Annotated in this window: 23 protein-coding genes and 1 tRNA gene; 13 read left to right on the top strand and 11 right to left on the bottom strand. The window is 71.1% G+C overall.

What is annotated here, in order from left to right; genetic code table 11:
• Positions 1–364 precede the first annotated feature (364 nt).
• The 4 genes from BJ975_RS10395 (at position 365) to rsrA (ending at position 2,626) form a co-directional block, all read left to right on the top strand.
• Positions 365–874, top strand: coding sequence for a hypothetical protein (locus BJ975_RS10395; protein WP_179425614.1), 510 nt, complete (start codon positions 365–367; stop codon positions 872–874).
• Between the two features lie 85 nt (positions 875–959).
• Positions 960–1,670 carry an SOS response-associated peptidase gene (locus BJ975_RS10390; protein ID WP_179425612.1) on the top strand — a complete coding sequence of 237 codons (711 nt, stop codon included), beginning with the start codon at positions 960–962 and terminating at the stop codon, positions 1,668–1,670.
• Between the two features lie 84 nt (positions 1,671–1,754).
• Positions 1,755–2,369, top strand: coding sequence for a sigma-70 family RNA polymerase sigma factor (locus BJ975_RS10385; protein ID WP_179425610.1), 615 nt, complete (start codon positions 1,755–1,757; stop codon positions 2,367–2,369).
• Positions 2,366–2,626 (top strand): mycothiol system anti-sigma-R factor, encoded by a 261-nt coding sequence (gene rsrA / locus BJ975_RS10380; protein ID WP_179425608.1) that lies wholly within the window; start codon positions 2,366–2,368, stop codon positions 2,624–2,626. The genes BJ975_RS10385 and rsrA overlap by 4 nt, the downstream gene beginning before the upstream one ends.
• Positions 2,627–2,686: 60 nt before the next feature.
• On the opposite strand, the gene BJ975_RS17275 is transcribed toward rsrA, so the two are convergent.
• From BJ975_RS17275 to BJ975_RS10370, 3 genes are read right to left on the bottom strand one after another with little or no spacing between them, the layout of a single operon-like run.
• Positions 2,687–2,761: a 50S ribosomal protein bL37 gene (locus BJ975_RS17275; protein WP_369797015.1), complete on the bottom strand. Its 75-nt coding sequence runs from the start codon at positions 2,759–2,761 to the stop codon at positions 2,687–2,689.
• 39 nt (positions 2,762–2,800) lie between these two features.
• Positions 2,801–3,181 carry a thioesterase family protein gene (locus BJ975_RS10375; protein ID WP_179425606.1) on the bottom strand — a complete coding sequence of 127 codons (381 nt, stop codon included), beginning with the start codon at positions 3,179–3,181 and terminating at the stop codon, positions 2,801–2,803.
• Between the two features lie 2 nt (positions 3,182–3,183).
• Positions 3,184–4,872 (bottom strand): acetolactate synthase, encoded by a 1,689-nt coding sequence (locus tag BJ975_RS10370; RefSeq protein ID WP_179425604.1) that lies wholly within the window; start codon positions 4,870–4,872, stop codon positions 3,184–3,186.
• A 51-nt stretch (positions 4,873–4,923) separates the two neighbouring features.
• On the opposite strand from BJ975_RS10370, the gene BJ975_RS17130 reads away from it, so the two are divergent.
• Positions 4,924–6,318, top strand: a complete 1,395-nt coding sequence (locus BJ975_RS17130; protein ID WP_179425602.1) for a sensor histidine kinase — start codon at positions 4,924–4,926, stop codon at positions 6,316–6,318.
• A gap of 6 nt (positions 6,319–6,324) precedes the next feature.
• Here the strand turns inward: BJ975_RS17130 and BJ975_RS10360 are convergent, their stop codons facing one another.
• On the bottom strand, positions 6,325–6,576 hold the full coding sequence (locus tag BJ975_RS10360; protein ID WP_179425600.1) for a WhiB family transcriptional regulator: 252 nt from the start codon (positions 6,574–6,576) through the stop codon (positions 6,325–6,327).
• A 180-nt stretch (positions 6,577–6,756) separates the two neighbouring features.
• On the opposite strand from BJ975_RS10360, the gene BJ975_RS10355 reads away from it, so the two are divergent.
• The 3 genes from BJ975_RS10355 to BJ975_RS10345 all read left to right on the top strand — a co-directional run bounded on the left by BJ975_RS10355 (position 6,757) and on the right by BJ975_RS10345 (position 9,535).
• Positions 6,757–7,152, top strand: coding sequence for a hypothetical protein (locus tag BJ975_RS10355; RefSeq protein ID WP_179425598.1), 396 nt, complete (start codon positions 6,757–6,759; stop codon positions 7,150–7,152).
• Positions 7,153–7,269: 117 nt separating this feature from the next.
• Positions 7,270–8,484: an NAD(P)-dependent malic enzyme gene (locus tag BJ975_RS10350; protein ID WP_179425597.1), complete on the top strand. Its 1,215-nt coding sequence runs from the start codon at positions 7,270–7,272 to the stop codon at positions 8,482–8,484.
• 82 nt (positions 8,485–8,566) lie between these two features.
• A complete protein-coding gene (locus BJ975_RS10345; RefSeq protein WP_179425595.1) occupies positions 8,567–9,535 on the top strand; it encodes a zinc-binding dehydrogenase in 969 nt (322 codons plus the stop codon).
• 127 nt (positions 9,536–9,662) lie between these two features.
• On the opposite strand, the gene BJ975_RS10340 is transcribed toward BJ975_RS10345, so the two are convergent.
• From BJ975_RS10340 to BJ975_RS10330, 3 genes are all read right to left on the bottom strand, one after another.
• Positions 9,663–9,839 carry a DUF6104 family protein gene (locus BJ975_RS10340; protein WP_179425593.1) on the bottom strand — a complete coding sequence of 59 codons (177 nt, stop codon included), beginning with the start codon at positions 9,837–9,839 and terminating at the stop codon, positions 9,663–9,665.
• Between the two features lie 7 nt (positions 9,840–9,846).
• The gene (locus BJ975_RS10335) at positions 9,847–13,674 is read right to left on the bottom strand and encodes a multifunctional oxoglutarate decarboxylase/oxoglutarate dehydrogenase thiamine pyrophosphate-binding subunit/dihydrolipoyllysine-residue succinyltransferase subunit (protein ID WP_179425591.1); all 3,828 of its coding nucleotides are present in this window, start codon (positions 13,672–13,674) and stop codon (positions 9,847–9,849) included.
• A gap of 146 nt (positions 13,675–13,820) precedes the next feature.
• Positions 13,821–14,267, bottom strand: coding sequence for an OsmC family peroxiredoxin (locus tag BJ975_RS10330; protein ID WP_179425589.1), 447 nt, complete (start codon positions 14,265–14,267; stop codon positions 13,821–13,823).
• Positions 14,268–14,392: 125 nt separating this feature from the next.
• Between BJ975_RS10330 and BJ975_RS10325 the strand changes: the two genes are divergently transcribed.
• From BJ975_RS10325 to BJ975_RS10315, 3 genes are all read left to right on the top strand, one after another.
• A complete protein-coding gene (locus BJ975_RS10325) occupies positions 14,393–15,124 on the top strand; it encodes an MBL fold metallo-hydrolase (protein WP_179425587.1) in 732 nt (243 codons plus the stop codon).
• On the top strand, positions 15,124–17,238 hold the full coding sequence (locus tag BJ975_RS10320; protein ID WP_179425584.1) for a thiamine pyrophosphate-dependent enzyme: 2,115 nt from the start codon (positions 15,124–15,126) through the stop codon (positions 17,236–17,238). Before BJ975_RS10325 ends, BJ975_RS10320 begins: the two co-directional genes overlap by 1 nt.
• 80 nt (positions 17,239–17,318) lie before the next feature.
• Complete coding sequence (locus tag BJ975_RS10315) at positions 17,319–17,579, top strand: hypothetical protein (protein WP_179425582.1); 261 nt, start codon at positions 17,319–17,321, stop codon at positions 17,577–17,579.
• Between the two features lie 3 nt (positions 17,580–17,582).
• Here BJ975_RS10315 and BJ975_RS10310 read toward each other — a convergent pair whose 3' ends face one another.
• From BJ975_RS10310 to BJ975_RS10295, 4 genes are all read right to left on the bottom strand, one after another.
• Complete coding sequence (locus BJ975_RS10310) at positions 17,583–18,620, bottom strand: GNAT family N-acetyltransferase (protein ID WP_223303416.1); 1,038 nt, start codon at positions 18,618–18,620, stop codon at positions 17,583–17,585.
• Between the two features lie 74 nt (positions 18,621–18,694).
• Positions 18,695–19,324: a hypothetical protein gene (locus BJ975_RS10305; RefSeq protein ID WP_179425578.1), complete on the bottom strand. Its 630-nt coding sequence runs from the start codon at positions 19,322–19,324 to the stop codon at positions 18,695–18,697.
• Positions 19,321–19,764 carry a MarR family winged helix-turn-helix transcriptional regulator gene (locus BJ975_RS10300; protein ID WP_179425575.1) on the bottom strand — a complete coding sequence of 148 codons (444 nt, stop codon included), beginning with the start codon at positions 19,762–19,764 and terminating at the stop codon, positions 19,321–19,323. Before BJ975_RS10300 ends, BJ975_RS10305 begins: the two co-directional genes overlap by 4 nt.
• Positions 19,765–19,881: 117 nt before the next feature.
• Positions 19,882–19,956 (bottom strand) — tRNA-Arg (locus tag BJ975_RS10295).
• Positions 19,957–20,011: 55 nt separating this feature from the next.
• Here BJ975_RS10295 and BJ975_RS10290 point away from each other — a divergent pair.
• Positions 20,012–20,392: a response regulator gene (locus tag BJ975_RS10290; protein ID WP_269306153.1), complete on the top strand. Its 381-nt coding sequence runs from the start codon at positions 20,012–20,014 to the stop codon at positions 20,390–20,392.
• 23 nt (positions 20,393–20,415) lie between these two features.
• Positions 20,416–22,080: an arginine--tRNA ligase gene (gene argS / locus BJ975_RS10285; RefSeq protein ID WP_179425573.1), complete on the top strand. Its 1,665-nt coding sequence runs from the start codon at positions 20,416–20,418 to the stop codon at positions 22,078–22,080.
• Positions 22,081–22,082: the final 2 nt, after the last annotated feature.

Raw genomic sequence — 22,082 nt, 5'->3', positions numbered from 1 at the left:
TCGGTCAGCCACGCTCCTCAGTCTAGGTGGCCGATCCGCTGCTGTCCGGTGTTCACGTGGCCCTTTGTGACTACGGGGGCGGACTCGTTTTGCCCGGACTTCTCGGGACGAACTCGCAGTTGCACGAAAACTCGTCGCCGAAGTCGCGTCATGGCCCCCGGCGGGCCCCGTCTCTTGGGTGACAACACGGCGACTGCGCCCGGCACCTGTGAGAGGAGGCACGGAGATGGATCCCTTCGACGTCAGCTATGTCGACCTCGACTCGGCCGTCCGTGCCGGCCGGGTGGACGCAGTGGACGTTGCACACGAGGTGGGAGCGAGTGCAGCGTCTCTCGGAGTCCCGCTCCACGAGGTCCTGGACCGCGTGGAGAGGGCCTTCGACGGCCTCGAACCGTCGTTCGCGATGGTCCGTGGAGTCGCCGTGGCGTGGGCCGAGACGTCGAGGGCGCTGCAGCTCGAGACGTCGTGCGAGGACCCGCTGACCCAGCTGTCGACCTTGGCGCACCTGCGACACAGCCTGGACGGGCTGTACCGCGGCGCGGTCCGGGACGACGGGACGGTCACGGATCGTCACGCCCTCGTGGTGGTCGAGCTGCCTCCGGAGCCCGGTCACCCGCTGGAGCAGGCGCTGCACGCGGTCGACGTGAGCGTCGCCCTGCGCACCGCATTCCCCGGCGACGAGGTCATCGCCCAGTTGAGCCCGCGGCGGTTCTGCGTGCTGGCCGAACGCCGGCGCCTGGACCAGCCGACGCTGAGCCTGGTCACGGTCCTGCTCCGCCGGACGTTCGAGTCGCCCCCGCCGCGGGTGTGGCTCGAGCTGCTGCCGCCGGTGGCCCAGGACGTGACCTGGGTGCTCGACGCACTCACCGGTTGAACCGGCGGGATCCGCCACCATCTCGGGTGTGGCGGAACCCGCCGGCTCGGCCCGGAGCGTCGGTGCCCGCGCCTACTATTGCCGCATGTGCGGCCGTTACGCGACCTCCCGGACCCCGGCCACCCTGGTCGACGACTTCGAGGCTGACCTCGGCGACCTGTTCGAGGACACCGGCGCCGACTACAACCTGGCGCCCACCAAGCTCGCTCCACTCGTGGTGCAGCGCACCGGCGAGGACACGGTCCGGCGCGAGCTCGTCACGGCGAAGTGGGGCCTGGTGCCCTCGTGGGCCAAGGACCCCTCGATCGGCAATCGGCTGATCAACGCTCGCAGCGAGACGGTGGCCGAGAAGCCCTCGTTCCGCAAGGCCTTCGCCAAGCGGCGCGCCATCGTGCCGGCCGACGGGTTCTACGAGTGGTACCAGCCCGAGGGCGAGCCCGGCGCGAAGCGCAAGCCGCCGAAGCAGCCGTTCTTCATGAGCGCCGAGTCGGGCCTGGGCCTCGCCGGCCTCTACGAGTTCTGGAAGGACCCCGAGGGCGCGTGGCTGCTGACCTACACGATCCTCACCACGTCCGCCGAGGGCGAGGACGGCCGCATCCACGACCGCGCGCCGCTGATCGTCGAGCCCGACGTCGCGAGCCGGTGGCTGGCGGCCGAGCCGTGGCCCGAGGCGCTCGACCACCTCGTCCCGGCCACGCCCGGCGTGCTGCGCACGTGGCCGGTCTCCACCGAGGTCAACAACGTCCGCAACAACGGTCCCGAGCTGGTCGAGCCGATCCCGATCGAGGGGGAATAGCGGCACGTGGCGAGTCGTTTGACCTGACAGGAGGTACGAATGCTCGCATGCCCCGTACGACCGGCCACAGTAGGCTGGACGACGATGACTGACGACACCGTCGTGGACCCGTCGAACGAGACCCCGGAGGAGCGCCAGGCCCGATTCGAGGCCGACGCCCTTCCCTTCCTCGACCAGCTGTACTCGGCCGCTCTGCGTATGACCCGCAACCCCCAGGACGCCGAGGACCTGGTGCAGGAGACCTATGCGAAGGCGTTCAGCGCCTTCCACCAGTTCAAGCCCGGCACCAACCTCAAGGCGTGGCTGTACCGCATCCTGACGAACACGTACATCAACCACTACCGCAAGAAGCAGCGCCAGCCCCAGCAGGTCACGGACGAGATCGAGGACTGGCAGATCGCGGCGGCGGCGGCGCACAGCTCGTCGGGACTGAAGTCGGCGGAGATGGAGGCGCTCGAGCGCCTGCCCGACTCCGACGTCAAGGACGCCCTGCAGGCGCTCCCCGAGGACTTCCGCTACGCGGTGTACCTCGCCGACGTCGAGGGCTTCCCCTACAAGGAGATCGCGGAGATCATGGACACGCCCATCGGCACGGTGATGTCGAGGCTGCACCGCGGACGTCGGCAGCTGCGCGACCTGCTCACCGACTACGCCCGCGATCGTGGGATGAAGGTTCCGGCCGGAGGTGACACCAAGTGAGCTGTGACGGACCCGACTGCGAGAAGGCGCTGGAGAACCTCTACGTCTTCCTCGACCAGGAGATCGACGGCGCCAGCTGCGACGAGATCCAGGCGCACCTGGACGACTGCTCGGACTGCCTGAACGAGTACCACCTCGAGCAGATCGTGAAGGCGCTCGTCGGTCGCTCGTGCACCGAGATCGCTCCCGAGCCCCTGCGCGAGAAGGTGCGGCTGCAGATCCGCACCGTCCAGGTCGAGATCACCGACCTGCGCTGAGTCCCGGAGACGACGAAACCCCATCCGCCGGATGGGGTTTCGTGCGTTATCGGCGCGGTTTCACGCGTTGGGGCGCTTACCGTGGTTCGCGCCCTTCTTGCGACGCGCCCGGCGCTTGCGACCGGTCTTGCCCATGGTTCCTCCTCAAAACGCTGACCATCAAGTCTCGCACACTCAGCCCACCACGGGCACACGGGACAGGAAGCGCTCGCGATCGACCACGATCCGGCGCACCTGTCCGCTGGCCACGAGCACCTCGTTCTGGTCGCGGGCGGCGACGTCGAAGATCACCAGGCGCCCGTCGCGCTGGGTGACCGAGGCCGTCGCAGTGATGGTGGCGCCCACGGCGCTCGCGGCCAGGTGCTGCACCTCCACGCGGGTGCCCACGCTGGTCTGCGAGGGCTCGAGGTCGAGCGCGGCGCACGTGGCGGCCTCGAGCCAGGCCAGCACGACCGGCGTGCCGAGGACCTCGAGGTCGCCGCTGCCCACCGCACGGGCGGTGTGCTCGGGGCCGACGGTGTGCGTCACGGTGGCCTGTCCGGACGGGTCGGTCACGCTCAGACGCCCATCGTGTTGCGCGGGTAGAGCGCGTTCACGTCGGTGGCGACGTTGACCAGGTACGGCACGCCCGAGGCGAACGCGCGGTCGAGCGCCGGGCCGATCTCCTTCGGGTCGGTGACGAACTCGCCGCCGCCGCCCAGCGCCTGGACCACCTGGTCGTAGCGCGTGTTCGGGGCGAGGTCGGCCGCGACGTCGTAGCCGTAGAGCATCTGCATCGGGGGCTTCTCCAGACCCCAGGCGGAGTTGTTGCCCACCACCATGACGACCGGCAGGTCGTGGCGGACGAGCGTGTCGACGTCGATGATCGACATGCCGGCGGCGCCGTCGCCCATCAGCAGCACGACCTGGCTCGAGGGCCGTGCGATGCGGGCCGCCATCGCCGCGCCCAGTCCGGCGCCGAGGCAGCCGTACGGGCCCGGGTCGAGCCAGCCGCCGGGCCGCTGCGGCTCGACGAACTTGCCCGCGAACGACACGAAGTCGCCGCCGTCGCCGATCACGACCGCGTCGTCGGCCAGCCGCGGCAGCAGCTCGCCGTAGATCCGCGCGGGGTGGATCGGGTCGGCCTCGGCGGTCAGCAGCGCCGCGTCGCGCTGGACGGCCGCCGCGACGACGTCCTGCAGCTCGCTCAGCCACGGCGACCAGTCGGGCCGGCTGGTGCCGGACTGGAGTCCCTGGAGGAGCGCGTCGAAGATCGTGGTGAGGTCACCGGCCGCCGACGCGCCGAGCGACGCGTGGGTGGAGACCTGGCCGGGGGAGTCGCCGATGTGGACCGTGACGGCGGGGTCGCCGCCCTCCTTGCCACCGAACCGGCCGAAGCCGAGGCGGAAGTCCAGTGGGGTGCCGACGACCACGACGAGGTCGGCGGTGCCGAGGGCCTTCGAGCGTGCCTTCGTGACGAGGTTCGGGTGTCCGCCGGGGACGATGCCGCGGCCCATGCCGTTGGCGATCGCGGGGATGCCGGACTCCTGCACGAAGCGCAGGGCGGCCTCCTCTGCGTGGTCGGACCACACGTCGCTGCCCAGGATCACGACCGGACGCCGGGACTCGGCGAGCAGGCGCACGACCGACGCGACCGTGTCGGGGTCGGGGTCGATCCGCTCGGTCGAGGGGCCGCTCGACACGTGCGTGACCGGGCCGGAGTTGAAGAACTCGTCCATCGGGATGTCGACGAACGTGGGGCCGCGGTGCGACGAGCCGGCGAGGGTGAACGCCTCGTCGACGACCGGCGCGATGTCGGCCAGGCTCTTGGCCGTCGTGGCGGACTTCGTGATGGTCTCGAAGATCGGCGGGTGGTCGAGCTCCTGCAGCGTGCCGGTGCCCCACGTCGACTGCGCGGCGCGGCCGCCGACGACCACGAGGGGAGCGCCCGAGAAGTAGGCCTGCGCCACCGGGCTCACGCCGTTCGTCACGCCGGGGCCGGCCGTGAGCACCGCGAGACCGGGCGTGCGCGTGAGCTTGCCGATCGCCTCGGCGGCGAAGACCGCGGAGGGCTCGTGGCGCACGTCGATGATCGGCATCGGCTCGTCGGACTTCACGGCGGCGTCGTACATCGGGAAGATGTGGGCGCCCGAGAGGGTGAACATCGCCTCGGCTCCGTGGGCCCGCGCGACGTCGAGTGCGTGGTGGCCGCCGTGCGGTCCGGTGGGCTCCGGGAACGCGGCGTCCTGCTGCTGGTCTTCGGTCATGTGACGCAGGTTACCCGCGAGTCGCTTCCAGCGGAGCCCTAGTCTCGGAACGTGCCCTCCTTCGAAGACATCGCCGACGCGCAGACCGCGCTGACCACGGCACAGATCGACCGGCTGCAGCTGCTGGTCACCGACTGGCAGATCGTCGCCGACCTGTCGTTCAGCGACCTGGTCCTGTGGGTGGAGGACGCGGAGGAGAAGGGCATGTGGGCGGCGGCGCAGATCCGTCCGACCACGGGCCCGACCACCCTGCTGGAGGACGTGGTGGGCACCTTCGTCCCGCGCGACCTGACCGCGGTCGAGGACGAGCGGCTCGCCGATGGCACCTCGATCACGCAGGCCGCCGTGCCGGTGATGTGGGCCGGCCGACGCATCGGCGTGATCGTCAAGCGCCGCCCCGTCACCGACCGCCGCACCGCGAGCGCCCTCGAGTCGGCCTACCAGCGGGCCAGCGACGAGCTCTTCGAGATGATCCAGCGCGGCGAGTTCCCGCTGCCGGGCGTGCCGTCCGAGCTGGCCGACTCGCTGCGGGTGGGCGACGGCTTCGTCCGCACCGACGCGGAGGGCCGCGTGCTGTACGCGAGCCCCAACGCGCTGTCGGCGTACCGTCGGCTCGGCTACGTGGGCGACCTCCAGGGCGCCGACCTGATCGACGTCACGACGTACCTCATCGGCAACGACGCCGACCGCCCGTTCTCCACGCTGTTCGGAGCTGGCGAGACCGAGGCCGAGATCGAGGCGTCGGGTGCGTCGATGCTGCTGCGGATCATGCCGCTGCGCAGCGGGGGAGCGGCCACGGGCTCGCTCATCCTGCTGCGCGACGTGACCGAGCTACGACTGCGCGAGCGCGAGCTGGTCTCGAAGGACGCCACGATTCGCGAGATCCACCACCGGGTGAAGAACAACCTGCAGACCGTCGCGGCCCTGCTGCGGCTCCAGAGCCGGCGGATGGAGATCCCCGCGGCGCGCGAGGCGCTGCAGGAGGCCGAGCGGCGGGTGGGCTCGATCGCGCTCGTGCACGAGACGCTGAGCCAGTCCTTCGACGAGTCGGTGGAGTTCGACGCGATCGCCGACACGCTGCTGCGCACGGTGCTGGACGTCGGTGGCGGCGTCGTGAAGGCCGAGCGGGTGGGCTCGTTCGGGCTGGTGCCCGCCGAGATCGCGACCCCGCTGGCGATGACGCTGACCGAGCTGGTGCAGAATGCTGCCGAGCACGCCTTCGGACCCGAGGGTGGGCGCGTGACACTGGCCGTCAACCGGATCCGCGGACGGATCCGGCTGAGGGTGAGTGACGACGGACGGGGGCTGCCGGACGACTTCGACCCGACACTGAGTCTGGGCCTGTCGATCGTGTCCACGCTGGTGCGTGGCGAGCTGAAGGGCGACCTCGACTACGAGTCGATGCCCTCGGGCGGCACGACCGTGACGATCGCCTTCAGCCTGTGAGGGCGATCAGGCGGTCTTGATGCGGGCGCGCGCGTTGCGGCGCTTGAGAGCGCGACGCTCGTCCTCGCTGAGGCCACCCCACACACCGTGGTCCTGGCCGGACTCGAGAGCCCACTGCAGGCACTGGTCGCGAACGTCGCACCGGCGGCACACCAGCTTGGCCTCCTCCACCTGGAGGATCGCCGGGCCCGTGTTGCCGATCGGGAAGAACAGTTCGGGATCTTCGTCCAGACAGGCCGAACGATGACGCCAATCCATGCGGATGACTCCTTAGGGCAGCTTACGTGGGGGGGATCGAGTACGCCGGGGCGCACGCTCTACCAGTTTTGCAAGGTTCTGCGCACTCCACAACAGATGTACCCGGACAGATCCTGAGGGAAACGTCACATATTCGTAACGTGGAAAATGCTTGCATTCACGCCGCGTTAGCCTGAGCGCGTGCCTGTGTCCTCTCGCATCCCCCTCGGGATCGCCGCCGTCGTCGTCGCCCTCCAGGGGCTGGTCTTCATCGCGTTGGCGGTGCTCGACCTGGCCGGACTCGTCCCCGGACGCATCGCGGTGGGCGTGGGCATCGGGGTGCTTCTGCTGATCCTCGGCGCCGGCCTCGTGGCCGCGGCCGTGGGCCTGGTGCGCGGTGCCCACGTCGCCCGGGGACCCGTGGTGGTCGCCCAGCTGATCGGCCTGGGGCTGGCGTGGTCCCTGCGCAACCCCGACGCGAACACCGGCGACAACCGCGCCGTGGGGATCGCGATCGCGGTCTCGGCGCTGGTCGTGCTCGCCTGCCTGGCCACCGGCCCGGCGCGACGGGCGCTGGCCGACGACCACGGGGAATGACCGGTGTGGGAGACTGGACGGTGGGGCACACCCCGTCCTCACCCGCGGCACGACACCGCACCCGGCAGCCGGATCGGCGCCGCCCGCACCTGATCACCCCCTGCTGCGCGAGGAACCATGTCCACCCACATCGACCCGATCGACACCGACCTGCTCATGACGCTCACCGACGACGACGATCCCGTGTTCTCGCTGCACCGCGGCGGCAAGATGGAGGTCACCTCGACGGTACCCGTGGGGAACGCCGACGACCTGTCGCTGGCCTACACCCCCGGCGTCGCCAAGGTCTGTGAGGCGATCGCCGCCGACCCTGAGGTCGCGCACCAGTACACGTGGGTCGGCAACACCGTCGCGGTCATCACCGACGGCACCGCCGTGCTCGGCCTGGGCGACATCGGCCCGGCCGCCGCGATGCCCGTGATGGAGGGCAAGGCGATCCTGTTCAAGCAGTTCGGCGGCGTCGACGCCATGCCGATCGCGCTGGACACCACCGACACCGACGAGATCGTCGAGACGATCGTGCGCCTGGCGCCCACGTTCGGCGGCGTCAACCTCGAGGACATCTCGAGCCCGCGCTGCTTCGAGATCGAGCGTCGCCTCATCGAGCGCCTCGACATCCCCGTCTTCCACGACGACCAGCACGGCACGGCCGTGGTGGTGCTCGCGGGCCTCTACAACGCGCTGCGCCTCACCGACCGCGAGCCCGACGAGGTCAAGGTCGTCATCTCCGGTGCCGGAGCCGCGGGCGTGGCGATCACGAAGATCCTCCGCTCGGCCGGCGTGCGCAAGATCAGCGTCACCGACCGCGCCGGAGTCATCACGCCCGAGCGCGACGACCTCAACGAGGTCAAGCAGTGGCTGGCGCAGGAGACGTCGGGCTGGGCCCGGCCCGGGACCATCGCCGACGCCCTCGACGGCGCCGACGTCTACATCGGCGTCTCCGGCGGCACGGTTCCGGAGGAGGCCGTCGCGCGCATGGCCCCCGACGCGATCATCTTCGCGCTGGCGAACCCGAACCCCGAGGTGCACCCCGACGTCGCCCACCGGCACGCGCGGATCGTGGCGACCGGCCGCTCGGACTTCCCGAACCAGCTCAACAACGTGCTGGTCTTCCCGGGCATCTTCCGCGGCGCCCTCGACGTGCGCGCCACCGAGATCTCCGAGTCGATGAAGCTCTCGGCCGCGCGCGCGATCGCCGACCTCGTGGACGAGGACGAGCTGACCGAGACGCACATCATCCCGTCGCCGTTCGATCCTCGCGTCTCGCAGGCCGTGGCCCGCGCCGTGACGGACACCGCGCGCCGCGACGGTCTCGCTCGTCGCCCGTACTGATCGGACGCCCCTCGCGGGCGAGCACGGCCGGACCCCGTTAGGGTCGCAGCGGTAGTTGTCGCCCGACCCCAGGAGATCGCCCGTGTTCGCCGTCTACGCCGCCTCGATGGACAAGAAGAACCCCCTGGACGGCCTCGTGGTGGGGGAGCGGCCCGATCCGGTGGTCACCGACGGCTGGACCACGGTCACGGTGAAGGCCGCGTCGATCAACCACCACGACGTGTGGAGCCTGCGCGGCGTCGGCCTGCGCGAGGAGTCGCTGCCGATGATCCTGGGCTGCGACGCGGCGGGCTTCGACGAGGACGGCAACGAGGTCATCGTCCACGCCGTCATCAGCGACCCGGACTGGATCGGCGACGAGACGCTCGACCCGCGCCGCTCGCTGCTGTCGGAGCGCCACCAGGGCACGTTCGCCGAGAAGGTCGCCGTGCCGAGGCGCAACGTGGTGCCCAAGCCCGCGGGCCTGTCGATGGCCGAGGCCGCGTGCCTGCCCACCGCGTGGCTGACGGCCTACCGGATGCTCTTCACGCAGGCCGACCTGCACCCCGGCGACTCCGTGCTCGTGCAGGGCGCGGGCGGCGGCGTGGCCACCGCCGCGATCACGCTGGCCCGGGCCGCGGGCTTTCGCGTGTTCGCGACCAGCCGCGACGAGGACAAGCGCCGGCGTGCGCTCGAGATCGGCGCCCACGAGGTCCTCGAGTCAGGTGCGCGGCTGCCCGTCAAGGTCGATGCGGTCATGGAGACGGTCGGTGCCGCCACGTGGTCGCACTCGGTCCGCGCGATGCGCCCCGGCGGCACGATCGTCATCTCGGGCGCCACGTCGGGCGACGCCCCCTCGCACGCCGAGCTGACCCGCATCTTCTTCCAGCAGATGCGCGTCCACGGCTCCACGATGGGCACCCGCGACGAGCTGCGGCGCCTGGCCGAGTTCATGGACGTCACCGGCACCAAGCCGCTCATCGACGCGGAGATCGCCATGGAGGACGCCGCACAGGGCCTCCAGCGCGTCATCGACGGCGACGTCTTCGGCAAGATCGTCCTGACCCGCTGAGCCGCGCGAGCCGCGCCCCTGCGCCCGGCCGACGCCGAGTGGCGCAAGAAGGCCCTCCACTCGTCGAGTGGCGGGCCGTTCTGCGCCACTCGCGGGTGGCGGGGCGGTGCAGGCGCTGCGGGTCGGGCTAGTCCTCGTCGTCGTCGAGGCGGGCCAGCCAGGTGGCCAGCCGCTCGACGGGCACCTCGAACTCGGGGTTCAGGTCGACGAAGATCGACAGCTGCTCGGCCAGCCAGGCGAAGGAGACCTCCTCCTCGCCGCGGCGGGCCGCCAGCTCCTCGATGCCCCGGTCGGTGAAGTACATCGACCGATCAGGCGAACGCGCGGTTCATCAGGTCCTTGAACTCGGTGACGTGCACCGAGTGCGAGCCCACCGACGGAGCCGAGGACTCCGGGCGGGTGACCTGCGTCATCGGCAGACCCAGCGCGTCGCGCAGGTAGAGTGCGACGTGCGGCCACGGGCCCTGGTTCTCGGGCTCGTCCTGGACCCAGCGGATCTCGCGGGCGTTGGGGTACTTCGCGAGCTCCTCCTTGATCTCCTCCAGCGGACGCGGGTAGAGCTGCTCGAGGCGCACGATCGCCGTACGGGGGCTGTCGCCCTCGAGGCTCTTGCGCTCGGTCAGCAGGTCCCACGTCACCTTGCCGGAGCACAGGATGACCTTCTCCACGCGCTCGGCGTCGACCGTGTCGTCGCCGATCACCGGGCGGAACGTGCCCGAGGTGAAGTCGTCGGGCTGGCTGGCCGCGAGCTTGTTGCGCAGCATCGACTTCGGCGTGAAGACGATGAGCGGACGGTGCTGCGACTGCAGGTTCTGACGACGGAGCAGGTGGAAGTACGACGCGGGCGTCGACGGCTGGGCGATCGTCATCTCGTCGTTCGCGGCGAGCGTCAGGAAGCGCTCGATGCGGCCCGACGAGTGGTCGGGGCCCTGGCCCTCGTAGCCGTGCGGCAGGAGCAGGACGACGCCCGACTTCTGACCCCACTTGGTCTCACCGGAGCTGATGTACTCGTCGATCACGGACTGGGCGCCGTTGACGAAGTCGCCGAACTGGGCCTCCCACATCGTGAGCGCCTCGGGACGGGCCACGGAGTAGCCGTACTCGAAGCCGAGCGCCGCGTACTCCGAGAGCAGCGAGTCGTAGACGTAGAACGACGCCTGCTTGTCGGCCACGTGCTGCAGCGGCGTCCACTCGGCCCCGTCCTTGCGATCGATGATCGTGGCGAAGCGGGTGGTGAACGTGCCGCGGCGCGAGTCCTGGCCAACGAGGCGCACGGGGCGACCGTCGGCGAGCAGCGAGCCCATCGCGATGATCTCGCCCGTGCCCCAGTCGATGGGACCGGCCGTGATCGAGGCCGCGCGGCGCTGCAGCTGGGGCAGCACCTTCGGGTGGACCGTGAAGCCGTCGGGCACGTTCGTGTAGGCGTCCGAGATGGCCTTGAGCGTGTCGGCGCTGATCGCGGTGACCAGCTCCTCGTCGTACGGCTTCTCCGGGTAGTCCGGGGTGCGCGTGTAGCCGGGGTCGTGCTGCGCCTGCTTGACCTTCGCCAGGTTCTGCTCGAGCAGCTTCTGGTAGTCCTTGAGCGCCTCCTCGGCCTCCTCGAGCGTGATGTCGCCACGACCGACGAGAGCCTCGGTGTACAGCTTGCGCACCGACTTCTTCTTCTCGATCGTGTCGTACATCAGCGGCTGCGTGAAGCTGGGGTCGTCGCCCTCGTTGTGGCCACGGCGTCGGTAGCAGACGAGGTCGATGACGACGTCCTTGTGGAACGTGCGGCGGTACTCGTAGGCCAGCTGCGCGGCGCGGATGCAGGCCTCGGGATCGTCGCCGTTCACGTGGAAGATCGGCGCCTGGATCATGCGCGCGACATCGGTGCAGTAGGTCGACGAGCGCGACGAGGACGGGCTCGTGGTGAAGCCGACCTGGTTGTTCACGATCACGTGCACGGTGCCGCCGGTGCGGTAGCCCCGCAGCTGCGACAGGTTGAGCGTCTCGGCGACGACGCCCTGGCCGGCGAACGCCGCGTCGCCGTGGACGAGGACCGGCAGGACCGGGAACTCCTCGCCGCGGTTCAGCACGTCCTGCTTGGCGCGGGCGATGCCCTCGAGCACCGGGTCGACGACCTCGAGGTGCGACGGGTTGGCCGCGACCGAGACCTTGATCTTGTCGCCGCGGACCGAGGTGAACTCGCCGTCGACGCCCAGGTGGTACTTGACGTCGCCCGAGCCCTGCACGGTGCGCGGGTCGATGTTGCCCTCGAACTCGCGGAACACGTTGGCCGGGTCCTTGCCGGCGATGTTCACCAGCACGTTGAGGCGGCCGCGGTGGGCCATGCCGATGCAGACCTCCTCGAGGCCGTCGGCGGCGGCGCCCTCGCAGATCTCATCGAGCAGCGGGACCATCGTCTCGCCACCCTCGAGGCTGAAGCGCTTCTGGCCGACGAACTTGGTCTGCAGGAAGGTCTCGAAGGCTTCGGCCTGGTTGAGCTTCTGCAGGATGCGCAGCTGCTCCTCGCGGGGCTCCTTGACGTGCGGGCGCTCGAGGCGCTCCTGGAACCAGCTGCGCTCCTCGGGCTCCTGGATGTGCATGTACTCCACGGCCATCGTGCGGACGTAGGAGTCGCGCAGGATGCCCAGGATCTCGCGCAGCTTCATGAAGCGCTTGCCCGAGGCCTTGCCGAAGGAGCCCACCGGGAACTCGCGGTCGAGGTCCCACAGGGTGAGGCCGTGCGACGCGATGTCGAGGTCGGGGTGGGTGCGCTGGCGGTACTCGAGCGGGTTCGTGTCGGCCATGAGGTGGCCGCGCACGCGGAACGAGTGGATCAGCTCGAGGACGCGCGCCTGGCGGTCGACGTCGTCGTCGTGGCGGACCGAGATGTCCTGCGCCCAGCGGATCGGCTCGTAGGGGATCCGCAGCGAGGTGAAGATCTCGTCGTAGAAGCCCTCGGCGCCCAGCAGGAGCTGGTGCACGCGACGCAGGAACTCGCCCGACTGCGCGCCCTGGATGACGCGGTGGTCGTACGTGGACGTCAGCGTCATCATCTTCGAGACGGCCATGAGCGCGAGGGTGTCCTCGGACGCGCCCTGGAACTCCGGCGGGTAGTCCATCGAGCCGACGCCGACGATGAGGCCCTGGCCGGCCATGAGGCGCGGCACCGAGTGGTTGGTGCCGATGCCGCCGGGGTTCGTCAGGCTGACGGTGGTGCCCTGGAAGTCGCTGACCTCGAGCTTGTTGTCGCGGGCCTTGCGCACGATGGTCTCGTAGCCGCGCCAGAACTGCGCGAAGTCCATCGTCTCGGCGGCCTTGATGTTCGGCACCATGAGCTGGCGCGAGCCGTCGGCCTTCTGCACGTCGATGGCCAGGCCGAAGTTCACGTGCTCGGGGTTGAGCTGGACCGGCTTGCCCTTCTCGTTGTACTCGAAGCCGGTGTTCATCTCGGGCATGGCCGCGACGGCCTTGACGACCGCGTAGCCGATGAGGTGCGTGAACGACACCTTGCCGCCGCGAGCGCGGGCGAGGTGGTTGTTGATGACGACGCGCTGGTCGAACAGCAGCTTGACCGGCACCGAGCGGACGCTGGTGGCGGTGGGGACCGCGAGGCTGGCGTCCATGTTGGTCGCGGTGCGCGCCGAGGCGCCCTTCAGCACGACCTTCTCGACCTCACCGGGACCCGTGGGGGTCTCGGCGGGCTTGTCCTGGGCGGCGGACTTGGCCGCGGCGGGCTGCGCCTTCGCGGGCTGCTCCTTGGCGGCGGGCTTCGGCGAGGTCGGGGCGGCGGCCGGGGCCGGCGGGTTCTTCTCCTCGGCGGCACGCGCCGAGGGAGCCTTCTGCGGCGTGGCCGGCTTCTCGGCCTGCTGCTGCGACGGCTCGATCGCCGGCTCGTCGGTGCGGGTCTCGGAGGACTCGGACTTCGGGGCGGGCTTCTCGGCCGTCGTCGACGACCCGGCCGTCTTCGACTCGGACGAGGCGGCGCCGTTGGCGCCGTAGCCGCCCTTGCGGAAGAAGTCGGCCCACTCGGCGTCGACCGAGGACGGGTCGGCGGTGAACTGGTCGTACATCTCTTCGACCAGCCACTCGTTGCTGCCGAAGTCGGGGTGGGGAGCGTCGGTCGCCGACGCGGTGGGGGAGGACTCGGCCACGGCCTGAATCGCCTCTTCCGGGGAAAATCGCTCGCGTGATCGCGCACGGATGGTGGACTCAAGACAGGGTAACGCGCTCGCCCACAGGGTCGCAGGCAGGTCGCAGAACCCGTCGGTAACCTCGCGCCGGGGACCGGCGCGAGGCTCTAGAGCGTCTCGAGGGTGGCGTCGAGACCCATGTCGTCGACGCCGTCGAGCGCCTTGCTCACGGGGCAGGTCTCCTTGGCCTCCTCGGCCACCTGCTGGAACTCCGCGTCGTCGATGCCCTCGGCCTCCGCGCGCACGGTGAGGTTGATGCGGGTGATGCGGAACCCGCCGTCGGGATCGGGGCCCAGCGTGACGTCGGCCGACGTCTCGACGGCGTTGACCGTGGCGCCCGCGCGGCCCAGCAGCGCGGTCAGCTGCATCGTGTAGCAGGCCGAGTGCGCGGCCGCGATGAGCTCCTCGGGGTTGGTGGCGCCGCCACCGTCGTCGGACGAGCGCTTGGGGAACGACATCTCGAAGGTGCCCAGGCCGGACGACGTCAGCTCGACCTGGCCGGATCCGTCCTCGAAGCCGCCGTCCCAGGCGGTGCGTGCGGTGCGAGTGGGCATGAGGGCCTCCTGTGGCTCGGGGTGTGGTGCTCACGTGGTGGTTCCCTCTCGACGCTAACCACGTTTCGGCGGGTCCGCACGGCGCGTCCGTGGACAGCGCCTGCGCGGCCTCCTAGGTTCGAGCCGTGGAGGTCACCGAGGTTGCCGACGGGATCTGGTTCGCCCGCACCGAGTACGTCAACTGGATCGTCCTGGTGGAGGGCGACCGCGCCGCGCTGGTCGACTGCGGCTACCCCGGCCAGGCGGGCCTCCTCGAGGAGTCCGTGCGGCGCGCGGGCGTCACGATGGAGCAGGTCGAGGCGCTCGTGGTGACCCACAACCACGTCGACCACACGGGCTCGATGCCGGCCCTCTCGGCGCGCGGCGTGCGCGTGCTGGCGGGCGCCGACGAGATGCCGATGCTGCGGGGCGAGCGCGTCGAGAGCGCCACCACCACCGACGTCCTGCTGCGCGCGTGGCGTCCGCGGGTGCTGCGCTGGGCGCTCGGCATCGCGCGCCTCGGCGCGTCGGGCCACCCGCACGTCGACACGGTCGAGGCCGTCGTGCCGGGGCAGCCGCTCGACCTCCCGTGCTCGCCCGTGCCGGTGTCGCTGCCCGGGCACACCTCGGGACACATCGCCCTGCACTTCCCGGCCCAGCGCGCCGTCGCCACGGGTGACGCGCTCGTCACGGGGCACTCGCTGAGCCCGGTCGAGGGGCCGCAGGCGATCGACGCGTTCTTCCACCACGACACGTCGCGACTGCGGGCCACGCTGCCGGACCTCGCGCTGCTCGACGCCGACCTCGTCCTGCCGGGCCACGGTCCCGCGGCCCACGTCCCGATCGCGCGTGCGGTCGGCGAGGCGCTGAGCGTCTGATGGAGACCATCGACGAGTACGTCGTCCGCACCCTGCCCGGACTGCAGCCGGCCCCGGAGGCCGCCCGGGACGTCGACGTGGTGGCGCTGCGCCACCTCTTCGCGGCGCAGGTGCAGAGCCGCCACCTCGACTTCGCGGCGCGCTGGCTGCAGGGGCGCGGCGAGGGGCACTACACGATCGGCTCCGCCGGCCACGAGAGCAACGCGGCGCTCGGCCTGCTGTCCGAGGTGAGCGACCCGGCCCTGCTGCACTACCGATCCGGCGGGCTGTACGCCGCGCGGTCGGCGAAGGCGGGCCGCGACGACGGCGTGCGGGCGATCCTGCAGAGCCTCACCAGCGCGCGCAGCGACCCGATGTCGGGCGGGCGGCACAAGGTGTTCGGGCACCCGGCGCTGAGCATCGTCCCGCAGACCTCCACGATCAGCTCGCACCTGCCGCGGGCAGTGGGGCTCGGGCTCGGGCTGGGCTTCGCGCGCCGGCTCGGGCGTCACACGGCCTGGCCCGAGGACGCCGTCGTGCTGTGCAGCTTCGGCGACGCCTCGGTCAACCACTCCACGGCGGTCGGCGCACTCAACGCCGCGGCCTACCTGACCCACCGCGGGCTCGCCTGCCCCGTGCTGTTCGTGTGCGAGGACAACCGCATCGGCATCAGCACGGCCTCGCCCGAGGGCTGGCCCGGCGCCATGCTCGAGGGCCTGCCGGGGATCGAGTACCGCGCGGCCGACGGCGACGACCCCGTCGGCCTGCTGCGCCAGACGCAGGACGCCCTCGACGCCGTCCGGTCGAGCCGCAGCCCCGGGGTACTGCACCTCTCCACCGTGCGGTTCCTCGGCCACGCGGGGTCCGACGCCGAGGTCGCGTACCGCACGCGCAAGCGGATCGAGGCCGACTACGACCGGGATCCGATCGTCGCCACGGCGCGCGCCCTCGTGGACGCGGGGGGGATCACCGGCGCCGAGGCTCTCGAGGCCTACGAGAGCACGCGGCGCGGGGTCATGGCGCAGGCCGAGGACATCATCGGCGAGCCGCGGCTCGACTCGCGCGCGGCCGTCGTCGCGCCGCTCGCGCTGCCGCGGTTCGACTCGGTGCCGGAGCGTGAGGTCGAAGGATCGCGGCGCACGCTGGCGCAGGCGATCAACGCGACGCTCGGAGAGCTGCTGGAGGACCATCCCGAGACGCTGCTGTTCGGCGAGGACGTGGCGGTCAAGGGCGGCGTCTACGGCGTCACCCGCGGCCTGCGCAAGCGGTTCGGCGGTCAGCGGGTCTTCGACACCCTCCTCGACGAGCAGACGATCCTGGGCACCGCGCTGGGCACCGCGCTCGCCGGCTTCGTGCCGATCCCCGAGATCCAGTACCTGGCCTACCTGCACAACGCGGAGGACCAGCTGCGCGGAGAGGCAGCATCGCTCGGGTTCTTCTCGGCGGGGCAGTACCGCAACGGCATGGTGGTGCGCATCGCCGGACTGGCCTACCAGCGCGGCTTCGGCGGCCACTTCCACAACGACAACTCCGTGGCCGTGCTGCGCGACATCCCGGGCCTGGTGCTGGCGGTGCCGAGCCACCCCGCCGACGCGCCCGGCCTGCTGCGCGCCTGTCACCGGCTGGCGCGCGAGGGTCGGGTCTGCGTCTACCTCGAGCCCATCGCGCGGTACCACTCGCGCGACCTCCACGAGGACGGCGACGGCCTGTGGACCGCCCCGCCGTCCGAGGACGCGGTGATCGCCCCGGGCGAGGTCGGCGTGCACGGCGACGGTCGCGACCTCGTGATCCTGACCTTCGGCAACGGCACGTTCATGAGCCGGCGCGCCGCGGAGGAACTGCGTCGGCGGGGGGTCGAGGCCACCGTCGTCGACCTGCGCTGGCTCGCGCCGCTGCCCGAGGAGCAGGTCGTCGACGCCTGCCGCGGCTTCGACCGCGTGCTCGTGGTGGACGAGACGCGACACTCCGGCGGCGTGGGGGAGGGCGTCGTCAGCGCCCTCGTCGCCGCCCGCCACCCGGGCCGCATCGCCCGCGTCGCGAGCGCCGACAGCTTCATCCCCCTCGGCCCCGCCTCCGACCAGGTCCTGCTGGGCGAGGACGAGATCGTCCGCGCCGCCCTCGGCCTGATGGCCTGACGCCTCAGGTCCGGCGCTGACCGGTGCCGGGGAATCGGCGGCCCCGTGCGCGGGCGCCCGGAGGCCGACAGGATGGTCGCGTGAGCGTGTACCTGGCGTGGACGGAGCGGGAGCCCGAGGACCTCGAGGGGCCGTGGGTGGAGGCGCGGACGATCGCGCCGGGGCTGCTGCTGGTCGAGAGCTCCGAGACGCTGTCGGTCGTCTACCACGCGATCAAGTGGTCGCTGCCCGACGACGCCGCGCTCATCGTGACACCGGTCGACCGCACGCCGAAGCTGCGCGGCCTGGAGCCCGGCACCACCTCGTGGCTGCGCGAGCGCACCAGTCCCGCCGGGAGCTGAGCGTCAGACGCCGAGGTCGAGGTCCTTGAACCAGGACTCGGTGACGTAGTCCGTCTCCCAGCCCAGTGACCGGTAGAGCTCGTCGGCCTTCGTGGGGGAGTCCGCGTCGACCTCGAGGGACACGCGGTCGCGACCGTTGCGGGCGGCGTCGGCGATCACCGTGGCGAGCAGCGACTTGGCCACGCCGCGACCCCGGGCGGCGCGCGTGACGCCGATGTACTCCACGTACGTGCCCTGCGTGCCGCCCTCGGGCGCCGCGCTCGACGAGCACACGACCGTGCCCGCGGGCACGTGATGGCCGCCGTCGGTGTCCACGTACGCGAGCCACCAATGGTCCCAGCTGTGCGCGGGGTCCTCGCGCATCCGCTGGACGAACTCCGAGAAGCTCTCGCGGTACGAGTTGAAGTGGTCCTGGAACGACGTCTCGAGCATCTGGTGGACGACCTGCAGGTCGGAGGCCACCGGCATCCCGTTCTCGTGCCGCTCGACCGGCCGCACCGTGACGCCGGCGCGTGGCTCGAGCGAGGCCTCGTCGGGGGTGACGGGCCGCTCCATGTGCAGCCACGTGCGGCGCTTGGCGTAGCCGGCGTCGGTGAGCCATCCGGCCTGGCGCGTGTCGCCGGCGAAGGGGCTCTCGTCGAGCCGCGTGGCGCTGATCCCGCGGAAGCGCGCCATCGTTACGGCCGCGGACTCGGCCCAGCGGTAGAACGCCGCGGCGATCGCGTCGATCTCAGGCACGTCGCGGTCGAAGTAGCCCCAGATGAGAGCACGTCCCGCGGCGCGGTCGTGCACGGTGATCCAGGCGCGCGGGACGTCGTCCTCGCCCACGGCCACGAGCTGGCGTCGGGTCCACGAGGCCTGGCCGGCGACCTCGGACTCGATGCCCGCCGGATCGACGTGCGCCTCGCCCGTGCCCTGCAGCTCGTCGAGCCGTCTGAGGGCCACGAGGGCGTCGATGTCGGAGTACCCGGGAACCCGGGCACGCCACGGGCTCGGAAGGGTCGGCAGGTCGTCGTGGGTCGCGCTCGTGGTGTCGGGCATCGGGTCCATTGTGGTGGAAGCGCCTCCGGGCGTCGCCCCCACGGGGGAAGGTCGCCTGCGGGTGAGTGCCTCGATCAGGGGCGCACGGCGATCCGTGAGGCCAGCTCCCGCGCGACGTCGCGCGGCTCGTCGACCCACAGGCCGACGCGGTCCGCCGTGACCTCGCCCCGCGACGAGCGCAGCACCGTGGGGCCGCCGAGGTCGAGCTCGAGGTTCGTCCGGCCGCTGACGCCGACCAGCAGTAGGCCGTCCTCGCGGTGCACGGCTCGGATGGTCCCCGGGAGCTCGTGCTCGACCGAGCGGGCGCGCGTCAGCGCGGCCAGCGGGACGTCGACCCACGTGCGGGCACCGTTGCGGACGCGCAGGTGATCCGCCTCCAGGAGGTGCGGCCGCACGCGGTAGGACGCGAGCATGCCGAGCATCCACAGCACGCCCCAGATGCCGAGCACGAGCAGCGGAAGCCGGATCGCCTCGGCCCAGTCGGCGTCGACGTGCCGCAGGACCAGCTCGACCGCGACCGTCTCGGTGGCCGAGCCGAGGATCCACAGCCACAGCATCGGTCCGACGAGCTGGGCGTAGCGGAGGGGAGTGGCGCCGTCCGGCACGTCGGGCCGACGGGCGATCCAGCGCCCGAGCGAGCGGTACAGCGCGAGCTCCATCAGCACGGCCTCCCGACCGAGGTGGAGGAGCCCTCGCCCGCTCACGTGGCCTCCTCCATCAGGCGGCGGAAGGTCGCGATGGTCTCGTCGAGCGTGGACTCGAAGGTGGTCAGGCGCGTGTCGGGGACGTCCCCGAAGATCTGAGCGGCCAGGTCGGCGTGACTCGACCTGAGGTCGTCGATCGCCCGACGGCCCCGCGCGGTCGGGGTCACGAGGATGGCGCGGCGGTCCGTGGGGTGGGGCTCGCGCGTGACGTGCCCCGAGCCCACGAGCCCGTCCACGAGACCCGTGACGTTGCGCGGCGTCACGTCGAGCGCGGCGGCGAGCGCCTGCTGGGTGCTGGGCCCGGACAGTCCGAGGACCCAGAGCAGGTGCGTGCGGGCCGTGGTGAGACCCGACTCCTGCTCGAACCGGGTCAGGTCGGTCGACATCAGGCTCGACAGCAGCAGCAGCTTGTCGAGCACGGACGTGGCGCGGGACTCCATGTGATGAGTCTACTTCACGATGTAGTGACTTCAATGATTGGCGGACCCCGGAGAAAAGCAAGAGGATCCGCCCCGAGACGGGACGGATCCTGGTGCTGCGCTGCTTCTCGTGCTGCGTGGTGCCCCCGGCAGGATTCGAACCTGCGCTCCCGCCTCCGGAGGGCGGTGCTCTATCCCCTGAGCTACGGGGGCCTTTCACGGCGTGACGTCGCGAGAACCAAGGTAGCGCACCGGTAGCGTTGTCCCCGTGCCCCCCACCGTGCTGGTCGTCGACGACACGGCGTCCATCCGTTTCCTCATCCGGACCAACCTCGAGCTGGCCGGCTTCGACGTGATCGAGGCCGAGGACGGCCAGGACTGTCTGGACACCCTGCGCGACCTCGAGACCCTGCCCGACGTCATCACGATGGACATGATGATGCCGCGCATGGACGGCGTCACCGCGATCACGCGCATCCGCTCGAACCAGCGCTACGCCGGCATCGGACTGGTGATGGTGTCCACCCAGAGCCAGCAGATCGACCTCAACCGGGCCGCGGCCGCGGGCGTCGACGACTACGTCACGAAGCCGTTCGATCCCGACAACCTCGTCGAGACCGTGCGCCGGGTCCTGCAATCCCGCGCGTAGACCGACGCCGATAGGCTGTGTCGGTGACCCCCGACCAGCTCTCCGACGCCATCGTCGCGGCCCTGACATCCCTCGTGGACGCCGGCCGCGTGACCCTTCCCGACCCGGTTCCCACCCAGGTCCGCGTCGAGCGACCCAAGGTCAAGGAGCACGGCGACTACGCCACGAACATCGCGATGCAGCTGGGCAAGAAGGCCGGCATGAACCCGCGCGAGTTCGCCGAGCTGCTCGCCGCCGAGCTGGCCACGGACGACGGCATCGCCGGCGCCGAGGTCGCGGGTCCGGGCTTCCTCAACATCCGCGTCGCCGCCGGCGCCCAGGGTGAGATCGCCCGCGTCGTGCTCGACGCGGGGGAGGGCTACGGCCGCAACGACCTGTACGCGGGCCAGCGGATCAACCTCGAGTTCGTCAGCGCGAACCCCACCGGACCGATCCACATCGGCGGCGTCCGCTGGGCGGCCGTCGGCGACTCGCTCGGCCGACTGCTGCAGTTCAGCGGCGGCGACGTCACCCGCGAGTACTACTTCAACGACCACGGCGCGCAGATCGACCGGTTCGCGCGGTCGCTGCTCGCCTCGGCGCGTGGCGAGGAGGCCCCCGAGGACGGCTACGGCGGCCAGTACATCCACGACATCGCGGCTCGCATCGTCGAGGACCACCCCGGCGCGGCCACCCTGCCCGACGACGAGGCCGCCGAGCTGTTCCGGGCCGAGGGCGTCGAGCAGATGTTCGCCGAGATCAAGGGCAGCCTGCACGACTTCGGCGTCGACTTCGACGTCTTCTTCCACGAGAACCACCTGCACGAGACCGGCGCCGTGGATCGCGCGATCGCCCGCCTCACCGAGCTGGGCAAGATGTACGAGTCCGAGGGCGCGCAGTGGCTGCGCACGTCGGACTACGGCGACGACAAGGACCGCGTCGTCATCAAGTCCGATGGCAAGCCGGCGTACATCTCGGGCGACCTGGCCTACTACCTCGACAAGCGCGAGCGTGGCTTCGACCGGGCGATCATCATGCTCGGCGCCGACCACCACGGCTACGTCTCGCGGATGATGGCGATGTGCGCCGCGTTCGGCGACGAGCCGGGCGTCAACCTCGAGATCCTCATCGGCCAGATGGTCAACCTGCTGCGCGACGGCCAGCCGCTGCGGATGAGCAAGCGTGCGGGCACCGTCATCACGCTGGAGGACCTCGTCGACGCGATCGGCGTCGACGCGGCGCGGTACGCCCTGGCCCGGTACTCCACCGACTCCACGATCGACCTCGACCTCGACCTGTGGGCCAGCGCCAGCAACGACAACCCCGTCTACTACGTCCAGTACGCGCACGCGCGGCTGTCGTCGATCCTGCGCAACGGCGCCGACCTGGGTCTCACGGCCGACCTCGGCGCGTTCGACCCGTCGCTGCTCGTCGAGGAGCGCGCGGGCGACCTGCTGCGGGCGCTCGCGGAGTTCCCGCGCGTCGTCCAGCGCGCCGCCGAGCTGCGCGAGCCGCACCGTGTGGCCCGCTACCTCGAGGACACGGCCTCGACCTTCCACAAGTTCTACGACGTGTGCCGCGTCCTGCCTCAGGGCGACGAGGAGGCCACCGACACGCACCGCGCCCGCCTCGTGCTGGTGTCCGCCACGCGTCAGGTGTTCGCCAACGGACTCGGCCTGCTGGGCGTCTCGGCGCCGGAACGGATGTGACG

The organism is Aeromicrobium tamlense, assembly GCF_013408555.1.
Lineage (GTDB): Bacteria > Actinomycetota > Actinomycetes > Propionibacteriales > Nocardioidaceae > Aeromicrobium > Aeromicrobium tamlense.
Note: the sequence above shows the minus strand (reverse complement) of the source record. Positions and strands in the feature narration are given on the sequence as shown.

Excerpts from the sequence above, each read along its gene's own strand:
- BJ975_RS10390 (WP_179425612.1), top strand. The coding sequence starts at position 960 with ATGTGCGGCCGTTACGCGACCTCCCGGACCCCGGCCACCCTGGTCGAC.
- BJ975_RS10385 (WP_179425610.1), top strand. The coding sequence starts at position 1,755 with ATGACTGACGACACCGTCGTGGACCCGTCGAACGAGACCCCGGAGGAG.
- BJ975_RS10370 (WP_179425604.1), bottom strand. The coding sequence starts at position 4,872 with ATGACCGAAGACCAGCAGCAGGACGCCGCGTTCCCGGAGCCCACCGGA.
- BJ975_RS10360 (WP_179425600.1), bottom strand. The coding sequence starts at position 6,576 with ATGGATTGGCGTCATCGTTCGGCCTGTCTGGACGAAGATCCCGAACTG.
- BJ975_RS10350 (WP_179425597.1), top strand. The coding sequence starts at position 7,270 with ATGTCCACCCACATCGACCCGATCGACACCGACCTGCTCATGACGCTC.
- BJ975_RS10340 (WP_179425593.1), bottom strand. The coding sequence starts at position 9,839 with ATGTACTTCACCGACCGGGGCATCGAGGAGCTGGCGGCCCGCCGCGGC.
- BJ975_RS10330 (WP_179425589.1), bottom strand. The coding sequence starts at position 14,267 with ATGCCCACTCGCACCGCACGCACCGCCTGGGACGGCGGCTTCGAGGAC.
- BJ975_RS10320 (WP_179425584.1), top strand. The coding sequence starts at position 15,124 with ATGGAGACCATCGACGAGTACGTCGTCCGCACCCTGCCCGGACTGCAG.
- BJ975_RS10310 (WP_223303416.1), bottom strand. The coding sequence starts at position 18,620 with ATGCCCGACACCACGAGCGCGACCCACGACGACCTGCCGACCCTTCCG.
- BJ975_RS10300 (WP_179425575.1), bottom strand. The coding sequence starts at position 19,764 with ATGGAGTCCCGCGCCACGTCCGTGCTCGACAAGCTGCTGCTGCTGTCG.